The sequence below is a fragment of the Burkholderia sp. Ac-20345 genome (assembly GCF_017104825.1).
Taxonomy (GTDB): domain Bacteria; phylum Pseudomonadota; class Gammaproteobacteria; order Burkholderiales; family Burkholderiaceae; genus Burkholderia; species Burkholderia lata_B.
Map to the genome: position 1 here is coordinate 1 of NZ_JAAGPO010000212.1, position 16994 is coordinate 16994.

Annotated in this window: 13 protein-coding genes; all 13 read right to left on the minus strand. The window is 66.5% G+C overall.

From position 1 onward, the window contains the following. Nucleotides 1–77: 77 nt before the first annotated feature. Nucleotides 78–1499, minus strand: coding sequence for an AmpG family muropeptide MFS transporter (locus tag G3O06_RS40225; RefSeq protein ID WP_205819419.1), 1422 nt, complete (start codon nucleotides 1497–1499; stop codon nucleotides 78–80). A 119-nt stretch (nucleotides 1500–1618) separates the two neighbouring features. Then, nucleotides 1619–2227: a methionine biosynthesis protein MetW gene (gene metW / locus G3O06_RS40230; RefSeq protein WP_089451437.1), complete on the minus strand. Its 609-nt coding sequence runs from the start codon at nucleotides 2225–2227 to the stop codon at nucleotides 1619–1621. Continuing rightward, nucleotides 2224–3369, minus strand: coding sequence for a homoserine O-acetyltransferase (locus G3O06_RS40235; RefSeq protein ID WP_174973595.1), 1146 nt, complete (start codon nucleotides 3367–3369; stop codon nucleotides 2224–2226). The genes metW and G3O06_RS40235 overlap by 4 nt, the downstream gene beginning before the upstream one ends. Nucleotides 3370–3746: 377 nt before the next feature. Continuing rightward, nucleotides 3747–6704 carry an autotransporter outer membrane beta-barrel domain-containing protein gene (locus G3O06_RS40240; protein ID WP_346779586.1) on the minus strand — a complete coding sequence of 986 codons (2958 nt, stop codon included), beginning with the start codon at nucleotides 6702–6704 and terminating at the stop codon, nucleotides 3747–3749. Nucleotides 6705–7144: 440 nt separating this feature from the next. Then, nucleotides 7145–8227 carry a fimbrial protein gene (locus G3O06_RS40245; RefSeq protein WP_205819420.1) on the minus strand — a complete coding sequence of 361 codons (1083 nt, stop codon included), beginning with the start codon at nucleotides 8225–8227 and terminating at the stop codon, nucleotides 7145–7147. 9 nt (nucleotides 8228–8236) lie between these two features. After that, on the minus strand, nucleotides 8237–8434 hold the full coding sequence (locus G3O06_RS40250; RefSeq protein WP_205819421.1) for a hypothetical protein: 198 nt from the start codon (nucleotides 8432–8434) through the stop codon (nucleotides 8237–8239). Nucleotides 8435–8500: 66 nt separating this feature from the next. Continuing rightward, the gene (locus G3O06_RS40255; protein ID WP_205819422.1) at nucleotides 8501–9046 is read right to left on the minus strand and encodes a fimbrial protein; all 546 of its coding nucleotides are present in this window, start codon (nucleotides 9044–9046) and stop codon (nucleotides 8501–8503) included. Between the two features lie 457 nt (nucleotides 9047–9503). Beyond that, nucleotides 9504–12188 (minus strand): fimbria/pilus outer membrane usher protein, encoded by a 2685-nt coding sequence (locus tag G3O06_RS40260; protein WP_205819423.1) that lies wholly within the window; start codon nucleotides 12186–12188, stop codon nucleotides 9504–9506. A gap of 114 nt (nucleotides 12189–12302) precedes the next feature. Beyond that, on the minus strand, nucleotides 12303–13067 hold the full coding sequence (locus G3O06_RS40265) for a molecular chaperone (RefSeq protein ID WP_205819424.1): 765 nt from the start codon (nucleotides 13065–13067) through the stop codon (nucleotides 12303–12305). 106 nt (nucleotides 13068–13173) lie between these two features. After that, on the minus strand, nucleotides 13174–13716 hold the full coding sequence (locus G3O06_RS40270) for a fimbrial protein (protein WP_205819425.1): 543 nt from the start codon (nucleotides 13714–13716) through the stop codon (nucleotides 13174–13176). A gap of 545 nt (nucleotides 13717–14261) precedes the next feature. Continuing rightward, nucleotides 14262–14927 carry a nucleoid occlusion factor SlmA gene (gene slmA / locus G3O06_RS40275; RefSeq protein ID WP_205819426.1) on the minus strand — a complete coding sequence of 222 codons (666 nt, stop codon included), beginning with the start codon at nucleotides 14925–14927 and terminating at the stop codon, nucleotides 14262–14264. Then, nucleotides 14894–15685 carry a pyrimidine 5'-nucleotidase gene (locus G3O06_RS40280; protein WP_205819427.1) on the minus strand — a complete coding sequence of 264 codons (792 nt, stop codon included), beginning with the start codon at nucleotides 15683–15685 and terminating at the stop codon, nucleotides 14894–14896. The genes slmA and G3O06_RS40280 overlap by 34 nt, the downstream gene beginning before the upstream one ends. Next, a complete protein-coding gene (gene argB, locus G3O06_RS40285) occupies nucleotides 15682–16581 on the minus strand; it encodes an acetylglutamate kinase (RefSeq protein ID WP_006490510.1) in 900 nt (299 codons plus the stop codon). Before argB ends, G3O06_RS40280 begins: the two co-directional genes overlap by 4 nt. Between the last annotated feature and the right edge of the window lie 413 nt (nucleotides 16582–16994).

Below are 16994 nucleotides of genomic sequence, written 5' to 3' on the forward strand. Positions count from 1 at the left end.
TATGGGCGAACCCCGCGGCGAGCGCCGCGGCGCCGACGCTCAACGAAGCCGCAACGCGCGCGAGGCGGTGCAGGCCGTTACTGCGCACGGCTGGCCTCGCCGTTGCGTGCGGCCCCGTTCCACGGCGCGATCTTGAACAGCAGCAGCATGCCGGGAATCGCGAGCGCGGTGCACACGATGAAGTAGTCGAACCAGCCGATCTTCGCGACGATGAAGCCGCTCGCGGCCGACGCGAGCGTGCGCGGCACCGATGCGAGGCTCGTGAACAGCGCGAACTGCGTGGCCGTATAGCGCGGGTCGGTCGTGCTCGCGATGTACGCGACGAACGCGGCCATCGTCAGGCCGGTGGTGAAGGTTTCGACGCCGTAGACGAGCGCAAGCGCGACCGTCATCGGGCTGAATTGCGGCGTGACCGCAATGCCGAACACCGACAGCACCGACGCGATCGCATGGCTCGTCGACACGGTGAAGTCGTAGAGCATCGCGAGCACGGGCGAGCCGGGGCCGAGCTGCGCGAGCCACGCGAAGCCGAGCGTCGACACCATCTGCAGCACGCCGAAGATCCATAGCCCGCGGCCGATGCCGATCTTCACGAGCCAGATGCCGCCGATGATGCCGCCGGCCACGCTCGCGACGAGCGCGGTGGTTTTCGCGACGATGCCGATCTCGGTGCGCGAGAAGCCGATGTCGAGGAAGAACGACGTCGACAGCGTGGTGGCCATCGTGTCGCCGATCTTGAACAGGAAGATGAACGCAATGACGAGCAGCGCGCCGGCCCAGCCGTCGCGCTGGATGAATTCGCGGAACGGCAGCACGATCGCGTCGCGCAGGTTGCGCGGCGGCGCGCCGATCACTTCGGGCTCGCGCACGACGAGCGTCATCAGGATGCCCGGCAGCATGAACGCGCCGGTGATCGCGAACACGACGTCCCACGGCAGGTGGTCGGACAGGATCAGCGCCAGCGAGCCGGGGATCAGCGCGGCGAGCTTGTACGCGTTCACGTGTATCGCGTTGCCGAGGCCCTGCTCGGTGTCGCGCAGCAGCTCGCGGCGGTACGCATCGATCACGATGTCGGCGCTTGCGCCGAAGAATGCGACGAGCGTGGTGAGCGCGGCGACCGTCCAGATCGAGTCGCGCGGCGACACGAAGCCGAGCGCGGCGATCGCGCCCGCGACCAGCAACTGCGTGAGCAGCAGCCAGCCACGACGGCGCCCCGGCCGCCAGCCCGGCAGGCGCGGGATGTAGCGATCCATCAGCGGCGCCCACAGGAACTTCCACGTGTACGGGAACTGGATCAGCGCGAACAGGCCGATTTCCTTCAGGTTCACGCCCTCGGAGCGCAGCCATGCCTGCACGAGGTAGACGAGCGTGAAGAGGGGCAGACCCGACGTGAAACCGAGGAACACGCAGATCAGCATGTGCGTGTTCAGATAGGCTCGCCAGCCGGGGTGATCCTCGTGAGCGGTGAGTGCGGGCGCCTCGTGTGGCGTTTTCGACATGGATTGGAACTGGATAGCGTTGACTGATTGCGGCGACAGCGCAGGCGGCGGCGCGGGTAGCGCAGCGGCGCGGCCGCACGTGTGTGCAGGCCGTCGGCGTCCGTCAACGGCTCCCCGGCTCAGCTGCGCTTGACGCGGTAGACAGCAAGACTACCACGCCAGTTCGCTCCCCATCGAATCGGTTGGCCTCCGTGCAGCACCACGCGGTCGAGGATCGTCACGCCGACTTCGGGCGCGAGCGCCTCGAAATCCTCGATCGTCAGCACCCGCACGTTCGGCGTGTTGTGCCACTGGTAAGGCAGCGATTTCGACACCGGCATCCGGCCGTTCAGCACCGACAGCCGGTGCGGCCAGTAGCCGAAGTTCGGGAACGACACGATGCATTCGCGCCCGACCCGCGCGGTTTCGCGCAGGATCGCGGCCGTCTGGTGGATCGTCTGCAACGTCTGCGACAGGATCGCGATGTCGAAGCTGTGGTCCTCGAACAGGCGCAGGCCGTCTTCCAGGTTCTGCTGGATCACGTTGATGCCGTTCTTCGCGCTCGCGAGCACGCCCGCGTCGTTCAGCTCGATCCCGTAGCCGGTCACGTCCAGTTCTTCCATCAGCAGCGCGAGCAGCGAGCCGTCGCCGCAGCCGAGGTCGAGCACCGTCGAGCGCGGTTCGACCCAGCGCGCGATCGTGCGGAAATCCGCTCGCGCGGACAGGGAATTCAGTGCTTGCTGGTTCATGCACCCACCTCGATGGCGATTCGTTCGTAATACGCGCGGAGCAGGTTGTGATAGCGCGCGTCGTCGAGCAGGAACGCGTCGTGGCCGTGCGGCGCATCGATTTCCGCGTAGCTGACCGTGCGTTTGTTGTCGAGCAGCGCCTTCACGATTTCGCGCGAGCGCGCCGGCGCGAAACGCCAGTCGGTCGAGAAGCTCGCGATCAGGTATTTCGCCTGCGTGTGCGCGAGCGCGGCCGTCAGGTTGCCGTCGAACGCTTTCGCCGGGTCGAAGTAGTCGAGCGCGCGCGTGATCAGCAGGTACGTGTTCGCGTCGAAGTAGTCGGCGAACTTGTCGCCCTGGTAGCGCAGGTACGACTCGACCTCGAATTCGACGTCGAAGCTGAAGTTGTACGCGTCGAGCGCGCCGTCGGCGCGGCGCAGCGCACGGCCGAATTTCTCGGCCATGTCGTCGTCGGACAGGTACGTGATGTGGCCGATCATCCGCGCGACGCGCAGGCCGCGCTTCGGCTTCACGCCGTGCGCGTAGTAGTCGCCGCCGTGGAAATCGGGATCGGACAGGATCGCCGAGCGCGCGACCTCGTTGAACGCGATGTTCTGCGCGGACAGTTTCGGCGTCGACGCGATGTCGATGCAGTGCGCGACGCGCTCCGGATACATCAGGCTCCACGCGAGCGCCTGCATCCCGCCGAGGCTGCCGCCCATCACCGCGGCGAAGCGGTCGATGCCGAAGGCATCCGCGACGCGCGCCTGCGCGTGCACCCAGTCCTCGACGGTGACGACCGGGAAGCTCGCGCCGTACGGCTTGCCGGTCGACGGGTCGATGCTCATCGGGCCGGTCGAGCCGAAGCACGAGCCGAGGTTGTTCACGCCGATCACGAAGAAGCGGTTGGTGTCGAGCGGCTTGCCGGGGCCGACCATGTTGTCCCACCAGCCGGTGCTGCGCGGATCGTCCGCGTAGACGCCGGCGACGTGGTGCGACGCGTTGAGCGCGTGGCAGACGAGCACCGCGTTCGAGCGCGCGGCGTTGAGTTCGCCGTACGTCTCGACGACGAGCTGATAGTTGCCGATCACGCTGCCGCTTTGCAAGCGCAGCGGTTCGGCGAAGTGCATGGTCTGTGGAGCGACGATGCCGATCGATTCCATTCGTTCCGCCTTATGACTGGGCAGCTAAATGGTGTCGGCGATGCGCGGAGTCGGAGATGCGCGGCTGACGACCTCTTTAGCCGCATTTGTAGTGAACCGCCGGGGCACAAGACACATCAAGACCCCGGCCGGTTCGCGCGCCCGCAATCGAGTCAGCAAATCGGCGCGCTTCCGACATACCGCCCGAGGGGCGGCAGTCGGCAAAGTATAGCGGAAATTGTGGAGCGCGGATTCGGGCGCGCCGGGGTGTCCGGCTGGCGGCTACCCCGGGTGTTGCCGCGTCCGATGCGGCGGCCTGCACGGGCGGCGGCGTCCGGCGCCGTATGGAAGGGGCGGCGTGGTCCGTCAGGCCGCCGCCGCCGTGCCGTGGCGTCGCGTTACCAGCGGTACTTCGCGGCGAACCCGCCCTTGACCACTGCGTAGTCGGACAAGTTCGCCTCCACGCCGAGGCTGGCCGATACCGCGAAGCGCTTCGATATCTGCCCCGTCGCACCGATGCGGAACGCGGCGCGGTCGCGCGGCACGCTGAACGAGAACGCGTTGCCGTCGAGCGTCAGCGACCGCGAGCCGGGGCCGTGCCACCAGTTTGCCTCGACGAACGGGCGCAGCTCGCGGCCGGCCGCGATCGCGGTGACGCCGTGCACGCGTACGCCGACGCGGGTCTGCACGTCGGTCGAGCCCTGGCCGTCGAGATAGCCGCCTGCCGTATGGTGCGCGGCCGCGCGATAGTCCGACACGACGAGTTGCGCCTGCGGCTCGACGAAGAAGCGCGTATCACCGCGCTCGTAGAAGCGGAACGAGTGGCCGGCTTCGACCGAGCCCGTGACGGTGCGCGACCGGTACGAATCGCCGGCGAGACTGCCGCCGACCCGGTTCGCATACGCGCCGTACATGAACCACGCATCGACATACGGGCCGGACAGGATGTCGCGGTTGCCGTACCACGTGCCGTACAGGCCGACGTTGTAACCTTCGACGCTGCCGCGCGCGGTGGCATCCGCGATGCGTTGCTCGGCGGCATTCCACAGCGGGCGTGTCGACCAGCTCGTCTGGCTGCCGTACATCCCCATCGCGCCGACCCGGATGCGGCCACCGCGGCTGTCGTCGAAGCGGAGCAGGTCGGCCCCCGCGTGTACCAGGCGGCCGTTACCCGACACGCTGCGCGCACCGCCCGACATCGACGTGAACTGGCCTTCGGCACGCAACCACGCGGCGCCGTCGAGCGGTTGCGATCCTGCGCGATCGGTGCGCAGCGACTGGTCTTCGCGCTGATGCAGCGTGTGGATCGCCATCGTCGCGGCTGCGTCGGCGTTCGCGAGATAGGCGTCGGGCTCGGGTGCGGCGGCGCGCGGCGACGGTGGCGCGATCTCCGGGCCGATGGGCGGATCGGGATCGACGGGGCCGGGCGGCGCCGGCGGCTCGGGTTTCGCGGCGGAAACGAGATACCAGTCGTCTGCGTTGCCGCCCTGGCCGCCACGCGCGAGCATGTAGTCGTAGCCGCCGGCCGACAGCGTGCCGAAGCCCTGCCGGTAGCCGTCCGACGCGGCGTCGAGCGCGAATGCGGCGGCATCCGTCGTGCCGCCGTTGCGGGTCTCGACGATCGGGATGCCGACCGTGGTCTGCGCGCCTTCGCCACCCGAACGCTTCACGATGATGCCCGTGTTGCCCGATGCATGTCCGCCGTCGATCACGAGCCGGTCGGTGGGCGACGTGTCGTCGTGCAGCGTCGTGTGGACCAGCAGCCGGCCGTTCCGGGCCGCGTAGTCGCCGTTGACGACGAGCGTGCTCGGTGTGCCGGCGTCGGGCGTTGCGAACGCGATGTTCGAATCGTTCAGCGCGATGGAGCCGACCGTCGAATCGCGAGTGACCGTCCACTGGCTGCCGCCGTCGAGCGACAGGGTGCGGACGACGCCGGTCGCACCCGTCCACATGGAGGCGCCGGAGAGTGCGACGTCGGTGACGGGCGGTGTCGGGTTGCCGTCGTCGTCCGGGACATTCACGATGTCGCCTACGGCCTGCGCGCCGGTATCGAGCGACAACCGAACGGGCTCGCCGGACTCCGCGTACACGGACATCAGCGTTCCATTGCCACCGAAAGCGCGCGCGCCGTTTCGCAGTGAAATGGCTGCGCCGGATGCGGCGATCGCGTTGCTGCGTTCGCTGACGAGCGAGCCGCCATCGACATTCAGCATGCCGCCGCTGCCGACAGCGGCTGCGGCAGCGCCGTTGCCGGTCGTCCGCGCATCGGTGCCCGCCAGGTCGATCGTGCTGCCGGCACCGGCATAGACCGCGGTGGCGTTCTCGCCATGCGTGTAGACGGTCATGTCCGCCAGCGTGGCGCGGGAGCCGTTGCCGCTCGACAGCACGCCGTAGGCGCGCTCGCCGCTGGTTTCGATGCCGCCGCCGTTCATCGCGACTTGACCGCCGAGCCGCGCGATCGCGCCGATCGCACGCTTGCCGGTGGTCGTGACGAACGTGTCGCTGGCCTGCACGACGGGGGTATCGGTGTATTCCTTCGACGCGTACAGCCCGTGTGCGCTTTCGCCATGCGTGACGACACGTGTGCGTGAGAGGTCGACGCTGGCTTCACGCGTATCCACGCCGATCGCGGCATAGCCGTCGGTTTCCAGGTGTGAATCGGTGAGCGTGGCCGTGGTAGCGCTGGGCAGATGGATCGCCGATGAATAGTCGCCGGTCGTCCGGATGTCGGCGCGAGTCAGTGCTGCGCGGACGTCGTCGTAGCTGATGGAGAGGCCATAGGCGAACATGCCGCTGGTGCGGATCAGCGTGTCGGCGACGTCGATCGCGCCGCCGGGCGCGTAATTGACGGCAATGCCGTATGCCTCCTTGCCGCGCGTCACGAGCACGCTGTCGGCGATGTCGAGCCGGCTGCCGTTGCCGTCGAGCGATGCGCCGTGCGAATAGTCGCCGTCGGTATCGATCGAGATGCGTTCCGCCGACGCGCTGCCGCCGTAGCGGATGTCGATGCCGGCACTGGAGCCGCCGCGGGTCCGGATTTCGGTGTCGCGCAGCTCGACGCGCGAGCCGCGCCCCCACGCGGCAGCGCCCGCCGCGACGTTGCCGGACGAGAACAGGCGAGTCTTGCCGGTGGTGGTCAGCGCGCCGCCGTTGACGGCGGAGAACACGGCTTCGCCGGAGACGATCGTCGAGTAGAAGCCCGGTGCGACCTCGAGCGTGACGCCGTCCGCCTGCTGCGCGCCACCGGTGTTGACCTCGGCCGCCGATGGCCACGGCATTACCGCGCCGGCGAGCAGCGCGGACCGTGCGAGACGCCGGCCGGTGCGGACGGGAATGAATGGGAACCTGCGATTCACCTGCTCACCTCGATATCAATGGAATGGGTGAAAGTTAGCCCGCATGGGTGATATGCGAAATTGGACGAGTTCGAATTTCGACAGAAGCCGGTCAATTGCATGGCGTGTCATCGAAATCCGGGATGCGCGATCCGGGCGGTGCGGGCATGCCGCGGGCCGATCAGGGCCGAAGGGGCGATGGATGCAACGGCATGCCGCGCACGTCGATCAGGTCGCGTCGCGCACGCGTCGTGTCACCGAATGGCGGTGCCGCATGCCGCGGCGATGGTGCGAGGCACGGGCAGGGCGTCGCGCAGGCGCATTGGTGTTGCCGGCGTGGTGGCGGCGCGATGCCCGAGCGTGCCCGCCGCGTGTGTATCGGCGATCGATGCCGGACAAGCGAGGCATGTGCATCGCGATTCCCCCGCGCCACGGCAACGAGCCGGTGCGCGGGCGCGCATTTACTGGTAGCTCATGGTGAACGTTGCAACGCCCTTCACCGTTCCGGCGGAAACGGGCCCGGTGGCGACGTATTGCGCGCTGAGCGGAATATTCGTCAATCCCGACGACGGTGCGACATACCACTGGTTCTCGTTGCCGATCGCGGCCGAGTCGGGACCGTAGAAAACGGGTTGCCCATTCCTCGTCACGCGGAGCTTCACGCCGGTCGCAGATGAGCCCTGCGCCAGCGTCAGCAGGTCGCTTCGGTTCGTGACGTCGGTCAGATCGGTCAGCGTCACGAATACGTTCGAGCCTGCCTTGCAGGACAGTCCGATGTTGAAGCCCGTATCGCCCGCCGTGGAGCCGACACCATTCAGCTTGCCGCTGCTGACCGGAGGCATCGGTACGCGGACATCCGTCGTCGTCACGTCGCAGCTCTTTTTCATCGGCTCGATCGTTGAGCCAGAGCTGGTCCAAGTAATGGCGTGGTACCCCGCCGTACCGCTTCCAGGCCACCGCCTCCGGAAATCAAAGTCCAGCATGCGGAAAGCTGCCGACGGTAGTTTGGCGCTGTAGATTTTGTCGCTGAGCTTGATCATTTCATACTTGATCCTGATCGTGCCCGTGATGTTGGTGGGCGCGGGAATCGGTACCCCCCATTTCTGCGGGTTCAGGGGTACGACTTGGCCTGTCTCCAGGTTTGTCACGCGAAAGCCGATCCATTCAAGTATCGGATGCAGTGACCAGAAGCCGCCCCATCGCCCGACGTCCGGGAACTGGGAGGGGTAGGTCGCCTGGCTCAGGACCAAAATTTCGTACCCGCCGTCCCCGCCGTTGCCCGCCTTGTTCGGGGGGCAAGAATAGGGAATGTTCACAACCAAAGTTGCAATGACGGCGCCGTCCGGTGTTTGGGGCGGGACGACGACTTTCGGGAAATCGATGTACGTAAAGCCGCCTTTAATCTCGTTACTCGGGATATCGCCTGACGTGACACAGACGAGCGGGGCCGCATGGGCGAAATTGATCGTGCCCAGCCAGGCAATGCCGAGGCTCAACGAGTACTTCAATATTCGAGCGATAAATCTGTTTTCAATCGAAATCATTTGCACCTCTTATGGCCGGCCCGACCGATTCCACGGTGAATATTCCGCTGTAAAGCGAGTGGCAAGGCCGCAGAAAAAGCTTTTCATGCAGAAGTCGCGGTTCAGTGAAGAGCAGGCGATCGGGGTGTTTGCGTTGCTTCGCGCGACTTCGATCGCCGCCGCGTAGGGCGGCAAGCGCTTTCCGTCGCCGATGACGCTGGCGCGCATGGATGGTTGCCCGCGCATCGATCGATGGATGTCCGATGCGCGGGCGTGCGCATGACGCGCGGGGGGTTACTGATACATGATCGAGTACATCACCGACGTGTTTACCGTACCCTGGCCGGCGGGGCCGCCCGTTGCGACGTACTGCGCGTAGTACGGCAGCGTCGCGGCGCCGTTCACCAGCGCGACCGCCGTCGAGTTTTCGTCTGCCTTGCCGAGCCCGATGTTGCTTTGGTCAGCGCCGTTGAGCAGGCCGACTTCGACGTTCTTCGCCGTGCCCGATGCGTTGAGCAACTGGCCGGTAGTCGAGTTGACCGTCGTGCCCGGCTCGAAGTGCGTGTAGACGTTGCCGGTGGCCGGCGAGCAGTTTTTCAGGCCGATATTGAACGGCGTGCGGCCCGCGGTGGACCCGCCGGACGCGAGCGACGACGTCGAAACCTTCGGCAGGCCAACCGAGAAATCCTTGCCGCCGGTGCCGTTGCCGTCGATCGTGCAGGTCTGCGTACCGATCTTGCCGGTGATCGTGATGGTGCCGTCGGTGGCGTGCGAAACGGCCGGCAGTGCTGCCGCGGCAGCCACGGTCAGGGCGGCGATGCTGGAGAGTGCGAATTTCATGTCAATTCCTCTGGTACTAGGTAGATAAACGGACTCCGCCGTCGCGCCGTCCGCATGCCGTGACCGGCGATACGGATGACGCGCGGTTTCGTCCAACAGTGGCCTCCCGATGCAACCCGTTCGGATTGCTGAGCAGAAGCCTGTTGAAGCCACCGGCTGAGCCGGTGGCCGCCGGGGAGGCGTGCAGGTCGTTTGCGACAGGCCGGACAACCTGACGCTTCCCCGAAAGACGGTGACGCCGGGCGCATTGGCCGGAACGAGCACGTTGCCGAATGAAAACGAATACCGATCGATATTCGCCTCGTCCGGAACGATGCGTGCGGCCCGATGTGCGCACGAAATGTCGACTCGCGTGCCGCAATCGCTGTGGCGAATCCACGCGCCAGGCGTGCGGATGGATTCGCTGTATCGATGCGGCGAGTCGAGTTCATCTGAAAAATCTCCCGTTCCTGGACACTTAGCGCTGTGTCGTCGTGTCGTGATGTGCATTGGCGTGCGACTCGGCATTGCCCGGTGTCGGCGAGCTGCGCTGACTGTCGGTTTTGGGTACGCTGTAATCGCAGATCGCGTCGGCGCGCGTATACACATCGCTGCCGCGTTGCTTGGTCGGCAGGTGATAGGTGAACTGGCAGGATTCCGTCGCGCGATTGCCCCATTTCGCGGTCAACGTGCCGGACTCGTTCAGTCCGCGAACGAACAGGTTGCCGCCTTGTCCGAGCGTGCCGACCATCTGGCCGTGTTCGTCCAGCACGCTGGCGCCGAACGGCAACGCGCCGCCGTTCGGCTGACGCACCGTGAGCAACGCCGCGCGCCCGCTGACGGTCGCGAACCTGATCTTCACGATCGAGTTCGCGCGCGGCGCGATCTGCTGGCTCGTCGACAGCATTTCGACGTCCAGCGGAATGCCCTTCGGATCGAGTTCGACCGTATTCATCTGGTACGGCGTCAGATACGGCAGTACCGCATAACCGCGCCGGTCGATCCGGACGTCCGCGCCGCTCGTGATGCGCGCGCCGACGGCGTCCTTCGCCTCGACGATCGCGGCTGTTTCACCGAGGTCGTTGGCCAGCGTGACGCCGCCCGCATGACCGACAAGCGCGCCCGATACGCCGGCGGACACGCTCGAGTAGCCGCTGCCGCCGCTCGCGCTGCCCGACAGGGTCGCGAACGGGCTGCGATACTGCGCGTTGCCGCCGCCGGAGGTCGTGCCGCCGCCGGTGGCGGCATTCACGCTGTACGAGAACGCATTGGTCGCGCCCGCGGTGCCGCTCAGCGACATCTGGCCCAGCGTGCCGCCCTGGTTGTCGTGCGTGACGCTCGTGCTCAGCGTCGGTGCGTACGACCCGCGGCCGAGCGGGAGCGTGACGTTCGCGTACACCTGGTTGTTCAACCGGCCGGTGTAGCCGTCGCGCTGCCGCGAGACCGACAGGTTGTAGCTCAGGTTGAGACGGCCCACGCGGAGGTTGTTGTTGTAGCCGAGCTGGAACTGCGTGGTGGTGCCCTGACGATTCCAGTAGCTGGCCGTCGAACCCACCGCGAACAGGCTGCCGCGCCCTTCGCCGAGCGTCTGGTTCAGCGTGAGCTGGACCTGGTTGCGTTGCCGGTACGCGTCGTTCGGATCCGCGCCTGCGGCTGCCTGCTCGCGGGCGTACATCGCATCGCGCATCGTCCAGTAGCCGCGCGACGAGTAGCGATACGCGGCAACCGCGATGTTCGTGCCGGTCGGCTCCAGGAACTTGCTGTAGCTCAAGCGCACGCTCTGACCGCTCGTCGCCGATACGCCGGGGATGCGCGCGCTGGCGTGCGTGACGTCGACGGCGAGTGCGCCCACCGGCGTGTTGAACGCCGCGCCGACCAGCCCGGCCAGATAGCTTTCCGCGACGATTGCGCCGACATAGCCGGTCAGCAGGTTGTTGATACCGCGCTGATACGTGGCCTGTGCGAAGTTCGGGTGACGGTTGAGCTGGGGCTCGCGCATCTGGCCCACCGCGATCCTGTAACGCTTGATGCCCGGGCGCAACGATTGCACGACCGACGCGTACGGCACGGTGAAGCTGTGTTTCCTGCCGTCGGCTTCGGTCACGGTGACGAGCAGGTTGCCGCCGTAGCCGGTCGGGTACAGATCGTCGATCTGGAACGGACCCGGCGCGACGTTCGTTTCGTAGAGCACGTTGCCGTTCTGCGACACCTTGACGTGCGCGTTGCTCGACGCGACGCCGCGAACCACCGGTGCATAGCCGCGCATCGAATCGGGCAGCATCCGGTCGTCCGTCTCGAGCGTGGCGCCGCGCATGCCGACGCTGTCGAACAGCGTGCCGTCGGTATAGGTCTCGCCGAGCTTCAGCTGGCTGCGCCAGGCCGGCAGGTCGCGCTGCACATATGTGTTGAGGCTCTGGTAGCGGTTGTCGCCCTGCGATTGGGCCGTATAGGTACCGTCGTGGCGGAAATGCCAGTTCCCGACGTTGACGCCCGTGTTCAGGCCCAGGTATGCCTGGGTGCTCTCATAGCCTGACGCGGTGTTGCGGAACACGTTCGCGTTGTACTTGACGGTCGCGCTCGGCACGCCGCTGTCCCACAGTTCCGGACTGACGTAGCCGCGCGGGTTGCGCAGCAGCGCCGCCTGCGGAATGCTCACGTTCAGGCGCAGGTCGGCCATGTCGAATTCGTACGTCGCGTCGGCAACGAGCTTCTCGATGTCCGTGCATTCGCCCGCCTGCACGCGCACCAGTTCGGCGCGCGCGGCGTCGGTGAGTGCCTGGTCGTCGAAGCCGAGCCTGGAGACCAGCGTGCGATCGAAGCACGGCTTTGCATTGACCGATCCGCTTTCCGCGGCGAAATTCACGGTCGAGCGGCCGTTCCACTGCCCGTTGACGTAGAGATCGACCACATAGTCGCCGGGCGTGACCGGATTGCCTTTCGCAAAGCGGTCGAGATCAAGTCGCTGCCCGCGCGGCTTCATCATCAACGTGTCGTTGAAGTGAACCTGCGCGACCTCGAAACGGGCCGCCGGCTCGACGGTGGCGTCGGCCGCGGCCGCATCGACAGCCCAGCCGCCGAGTGCCGCCATGACGAACAGGCAGCTCGGCCTGAGCTTGAAATGTGTGGTGGCCTCCGACGGCCAAATTTGATGATTCGCTCGCATGAGTTCAACGTTTTGATGCCGCATCGTCATAGTGCGAGCGACGGTGTGCCCTCGTCGGTGCGATCACTGCACCGACGATCCGACACGGGATGGAGTCAGGTACGGACGAAGACTTCAGCGCGCCGCTTTTGGCGCGTAGGTGCCCTTGACGCCCGCGCCGTAGTCGTCGAGGAACGTGTAGTCGACTTCGATCGGCCCGGCAGGCTGCGACGGCACGTTGCCGACGTCGAAGCGCTCGGTGGCCCCGGGCTTGACCATGCCGCCCACCGCGTTGGTCCAGGTCGTGGCGCCGGACTTGACGGTCAGCTGGGTGAACGTCACGTGGTAAGGCGTCGGATTCCTGGCTTCCAGCGCGTAGCCGCCGCCGGCCTTCGGCGCGAAGTTCCAGGTCACCTTTTCGGCGGATTCGTCGGCCACGCCCTGCAGCGCGGCGGGACGGAAGAACAGCTTGATGCGCGAACGGAACGCGAGCTGCAGCAGGTTCGGTGAATCAGGGTCGTCGGCCGCCTGCGGCGGGACGTCGAGCACGTTCAGCCAGTACAGCGTTTCCTTGTCCTGTGCGAGCGGTTCCCTCGTGTAGATCAGTCGCAGGCTTTGCCCCTTCTTCGGATCGAGGCGGAACAGCGGAGGTGTCAGCATGAACGGCACCTTCGAGTCGTCCGGCAGCGCGCTGGGGTTGCCGTCGTCGATCCACGCCTGCACGAGCGACGGCCTGTCGCCCTCGTTGGTCAGCTTGACCGTGACTTCGCGCTCCTTTTCCGGATACACAACGCGTGTGCCGCCGATCACCACGCTTGCCTCCGCCGCACCCGCGCCGGCCAGCGACGCGATCAGCATCGCGGCACCCATACGCGAGCGCCAGTTCATTGGCATCCCCATCGTCGATTTCTCCTTCTCGATTGACAAACATGTACCCCGTCTGCCGGGGGAGGCGGCCCGTGCCACCATTGCTTCAAGTGCCCGGGCCGCGGGTCGGGAGGCCGGTTTACTGGTACGAGACCGAATACATGACCGACGTGTTGACCGAGCCGGCGGTCGATGCGCCACCCGTTGCGACGTACTGCGCGTAGTAGTCGAGGGTTGCCGCGCCGCCCGCGATCGGGACGGTTTGCGAGTTCTGCTGCGTCTGGACTGCGCCGAGCTTGATGATGCTGGCGTCCTTGTTCAGCAGGCCGACCTCGACGTTCGTCGCCGTGCCCGTGGCGTTCTTCAGCTGGCCGGTCGTTGCGTTGACCGTGAGGCCCGGCTCGAAGTACACCGATGCGTTGCCCGAGTTCGGCGAGCAGTTCGACAGCGCGATTCGGAACGGCTTGCGGCCGGCGGTCGCGCCGGACGTGGCGAGTGCCGACGTCGACACGTTGGGCAGCGTCACCGTGAAGTCCTTGCCGCCGCCATCGCCGGAGATGTTGCAGGTCTGCGCGGTGATCTCGCCGGTGATCGTGATCGTGCCGTCGGCTGCCTGGGCCGATGAAGCGACGGCGAGGAGACCCGCTGTTGCCATCAGAATGGAAAGTGCTTTTTTGGACATGTAAGTACCTGTTGGTAAGGGGCTTGCGTCGAAAGACGACGCACCGACGTTTCCTTCGCGCTGACCAGGCCGGCGTTGCGATCGGGCGGTCGACAACAGCGCCAGGAAACAGAAAGCATTATTTCCAAGTAAGGCGGACGAAAGAATTGGACGATTTCTAAGTCGCTACTTGAAGGCGTAGGACAAGTACTGAATTTGTTTGAAGAATGGTTAAGCGCAGCGGGCGCCCGGCCGAGGCGTCGCGAAGCGGTAGCGGTGCAGGAGCGAGTCGGCGAGCAGTGTGGTCAGCCGGAGCGGCAGCGCTGGCGCGCTCGCCCGCATGTCAGGCGACGTGCCGGTCAGAAGGACGGCGAGTAGGCTGATATGGAATGCGAAATAATGAGCGGGGATCGCGTGCGCAAGTCCGATACCGGATCCGGCATCAGCCGGACCGGTTCGAGCGTATGCCCGCGAGTCAGCTCATGCGGCGCGCGGCCTTGCCTTCGTGCGTATCGACGATGCAGGCGGACGAGCCCGGCGAACGTGCGCGTTCGCCGTCGCGAACGTCATTGCAGGATCAGCTGCAGGTGCGCGTCGGCCTGCTCGGAGGGCGGTTTCTGAAACCCGCCCTTGGCGAAGCGGTGCCAGCGCCCGATCACGTAGCTGACGAGCAGGCTGGCGCGCGCGGCAGGATCGTAGTCGGCCGGCAACGCGAACGGCGCGGCACCATCCTGCGGCGCATTGGCCTCGGTGCGGGCGACCCGCAGGCACTGCTTGACGGTCGCCTCGATCCGGTCGAGCAGCTGGTTCACGCGTTCGGTGAGCCGCTCGTCCTCGCCGACCAGCGCCTCGCCGGTCAGCACGCGCGTCATGCCGGGGTTCTTCGCGGCGAAGTTGAGCATCGTCAGCGCGATCGTGCGGGCCTGCTGCACGCCGTTCGGCTCCTTCGCGACGATCTGGTTGACGAGCCCGAACAGGGCCTGCTCGATGAACTCGATCAGCCCTTCGTACATCTTCGCCTTGCTGGTGAAATGCCGGTACAGCGCGGCTTCCGACACGTCGAGCCGCGCCGCGAGCGCGGCGGTCGTGATTTTCTCGGGCTTGGGTGCCTCGAGCATCGCGGCGAGCGTCTGCAGGATCATCACGCGCCGCTCGCCCGGCTTCGGGCGCGGGCGGGTGGGTGTGGCCTGGCTTTCCGTTACGGCATGGTCCTGCGGGTAAGTCGGCTGCATTTCTGTCGCCCCGATCGTGTGCCCAGTCGGAGCGATTTTAACGAACGAATGCGTTGATCGACATAGTGCGGGCGACCGGTGGTCGGTAAATGGCCGGGCAGGTGGCCCGTGATCCACACCGTACCGATGCCGAGACGCTTGTAGCGCTTCAGGTGGCCGCGCGTATCCTCGACGAGGATCGCGTCGGCCATGCGCGCGTTCGCGGCGCGCAGCGTCCGGCGCAGCATCGTGTGATCGGGCTTCGCGCGCCACGTGCGGCGGTCGCGCATGTGCTCGATCGCGATCACGCGCTCGAACAGCCGCTCGATCCGCAACTCGCGCAGCACCGCGCGCGCGTAGTTCTCCGGCGCGTTGGTCAGCACGAACTTGCGCCCGGGGAGCGCGGCGACGATGCGTGCCAGCCCGCGTTCGGCGCGCAGCATCGCGGGCAGGTCGGAAAACGTATGGACCGCGCGCAGGAAGTCGTGCGGGTCGATCGGGTGATGGCGCGTGAGGCCGAGGAGTGCGGCGCCGTAGCGCTCGGTGTAGCCGTTGCGCAGGCGGTCGGCTTCGGCGCGCTCGACCTGCAGCGCGTCGATGATGTACTGCGTCATCGCGCGGTTGATCTCGGGAAAGATCGCGTGCGATGCGTGGTGAAGGGTGTTGTCGAGATCGAACAGCCACACCGGCGCGCCGGCGCGGGGCCGGCTGCGCGACACGCGCCGGCGCCGCAGCCGGGCCGGCAAGTCGGGTGTGGCGGTCTTGCTGCGTGGTCTCAATGCGAACGGATCATCGTGCCGAACGGCTGCTCGGTCAGGATTTCCAGCAGCACCGAGTGCTCGATCCGGCCGTCGACGATGTGCACCGACTTCACGCCGCTCTTCGCGGCGTCGAGCGCCGACGAGATCTTCGGCAGCATGCCGCCGGAGATCGTGCCGTCTTCGAACAGCGCGTCGATCTCGCGCGCGGAGAGATCGGTCAGCAGGTTGCCGTCCTTGTCCATCACGCCCGGGATGTTGGTCATCATCAGCAGCTTCTCGGCGTTCAGCACGGTGGCGAGCTTGCCCGCGACGAGGTCGGCGTTGATGTTGTACGACAGGCCGTCTTCGCCGAAGCCGATCGGCGAGATCACCGGGATGAATGCGTCGTCCTGCAGCGCCTTCACGACCGCCGGGTTGATCGCCTCGACTTCGCCGACCTGGCCGATGTCGATGTACTGGCCCGGGTTGTCGCGATCCGGCATCAGCAGCTTGCGCGCGTGGATCAGGCCGCCGTCCTTGCCCGTCAGGCCCACCGCGTGGCCGCCGAAGTGGTTGATCAGCATCACGATGTCTTGCTGCACTTCGCCGCCCAGCACCCATTCGACGACTTCCATCGTCTCTTCGTCGGTGACGCGCATGCCCTGGATGAAGGTGCCGGCCTTGCCGATCTTCTTCAGTGCGTGATCGATCTGCGGACCGCCGCCGTGGACGATCACCGGGTTGATGCCGACCAGTTTCAGCAGGATCACGTCGCGCGCGAAGCCTTGCTTGAGCCGCTCTTCCGTCATCGCGTTGCCGCCGTATTTGATGACCACGGTCTTGCCGTGGTAACGGCGGATGTACGGCAGTGCCTCGGCGAGGATTTCTGCTTTCAGCGTCGGGGCGATCTGCGAGAGGTCGATGGGCTCGGACATGGCGGCGGCTCTGGCTGGGAACGGTTGAAACACGGCGAATTGTACAGGAGTGGCGCAGCGCAGCATCGGGTTTTTGGACGGGCCGGAACACCGGCGGCGCGAGGGGGCACAGCGCGCGGCGGCCCGCCGGCTATGGCGCGGCGCGATGCCGGGCGCGATACGGGCAGCGGTGCGCGGGCGTCGGCGGAGGGGCGGTTCGCGAGCGTTCGCGATGGCCATCGGCCGAATGGCCGGCGTGCAAAATCCGCTCGCCGCGCTATGCTTGTCGCGTAGGGCGGCTTCCCGCCCGCTTCCGCGCTTTCGCCATGACCGATTCCGCCGCCGACGCCCGTTCCGCCCCGCGCCGCGCGCGCTGCCCGCACTGCGGCCGCAGCTTCGACTGCGGCGCCCGCACGCAGCCGTTCGAATGCTGG

What these genes read in the sequence shown, in the direction of transcription:
- metW (WP_089451437.1), bottom strand. Translation starts at nt 2,227, where the DNA reads ATGAACCAGCAAGCACTGAATTCCCTGTCCGCGCGAGCGGATTTCCGC.
- argB (WP_006490510.1), bottom strand. Translation starts at nt 16,581, where the DNA reads ATGTCCGAGCCCATCGACCTCTCGCAGATCGCCCCGACGCTGAAAGCA.
- G3O06_RS40225 (WP_205819419.1), bottom strand. Translation starts at nt 1,499, where the DNA reads ATGTCGAAAACGCCACACGAGGCGCCCGCACTCACCGCTCACGAGGAT.
- slmA (WP_205819426.1), bottom strand. Translation starts at nt 14,927, where the DNA reads ATGCAGCCGACTTACCCGCAGGACCATGCCGTAACGGAAAGCCAGGCC.
- G3O06_RS40245 (WP_205819420.1), bottom strand. Translation starts at nt 8,227, where the DNA reads ATGATTTCGATTGAAAACAGATTTATCGCTCGAATATTGAAGTACTCG.
- G3O06_RS40270 (WP_205819425.1), bottom strand. Translation starts at nt 13,716, where the DNA reads ATGTCCAAAAAAGCACTTTCCATTCTGATGGCAACAGCGGGTCTCCTC.
- G3O06_RS40235 (WP_174973595.1), bottom strand. Translation starts at nt 3,369, where the DNA reads ATGGAATCGATCGGCATCGTCGCTCCACAGACCATGCACTTCGCCGAA.
- G3O06_RS40265 (WP_205819424.1), bottom strand. Translation starts at nt 13,067, where the DNA reads ATGGGGATGCCAATGAACTGGCGCTCGCGTATGGGTGCCGCGATGCTG.
- G3O06_RS40250 (WP_205819421.1), bottom strand. Translation starts at nt 8,434, where the DNA reads ATGCGCGCCAGCGTCATCGGCGACGGAAAGCGCTTGCCGCCCTACGCG.
- G3O06_RS40255 (WP_205819422.1), bottom strand. Translation starts at nt 9,046, where the DNA reads ATGAAATTCGCACTCTCCAGCATCGCCGCCCTGACCGTGGCTGCCGCG.
- G3O06_RS40260 (WP_205819423.1), bottom strand. Translation starts at nt 12,188, where the DNA reads ATGCGAGCGAATCATCAAATTTGGCCGTCGGAGGCCACCACACATTTC.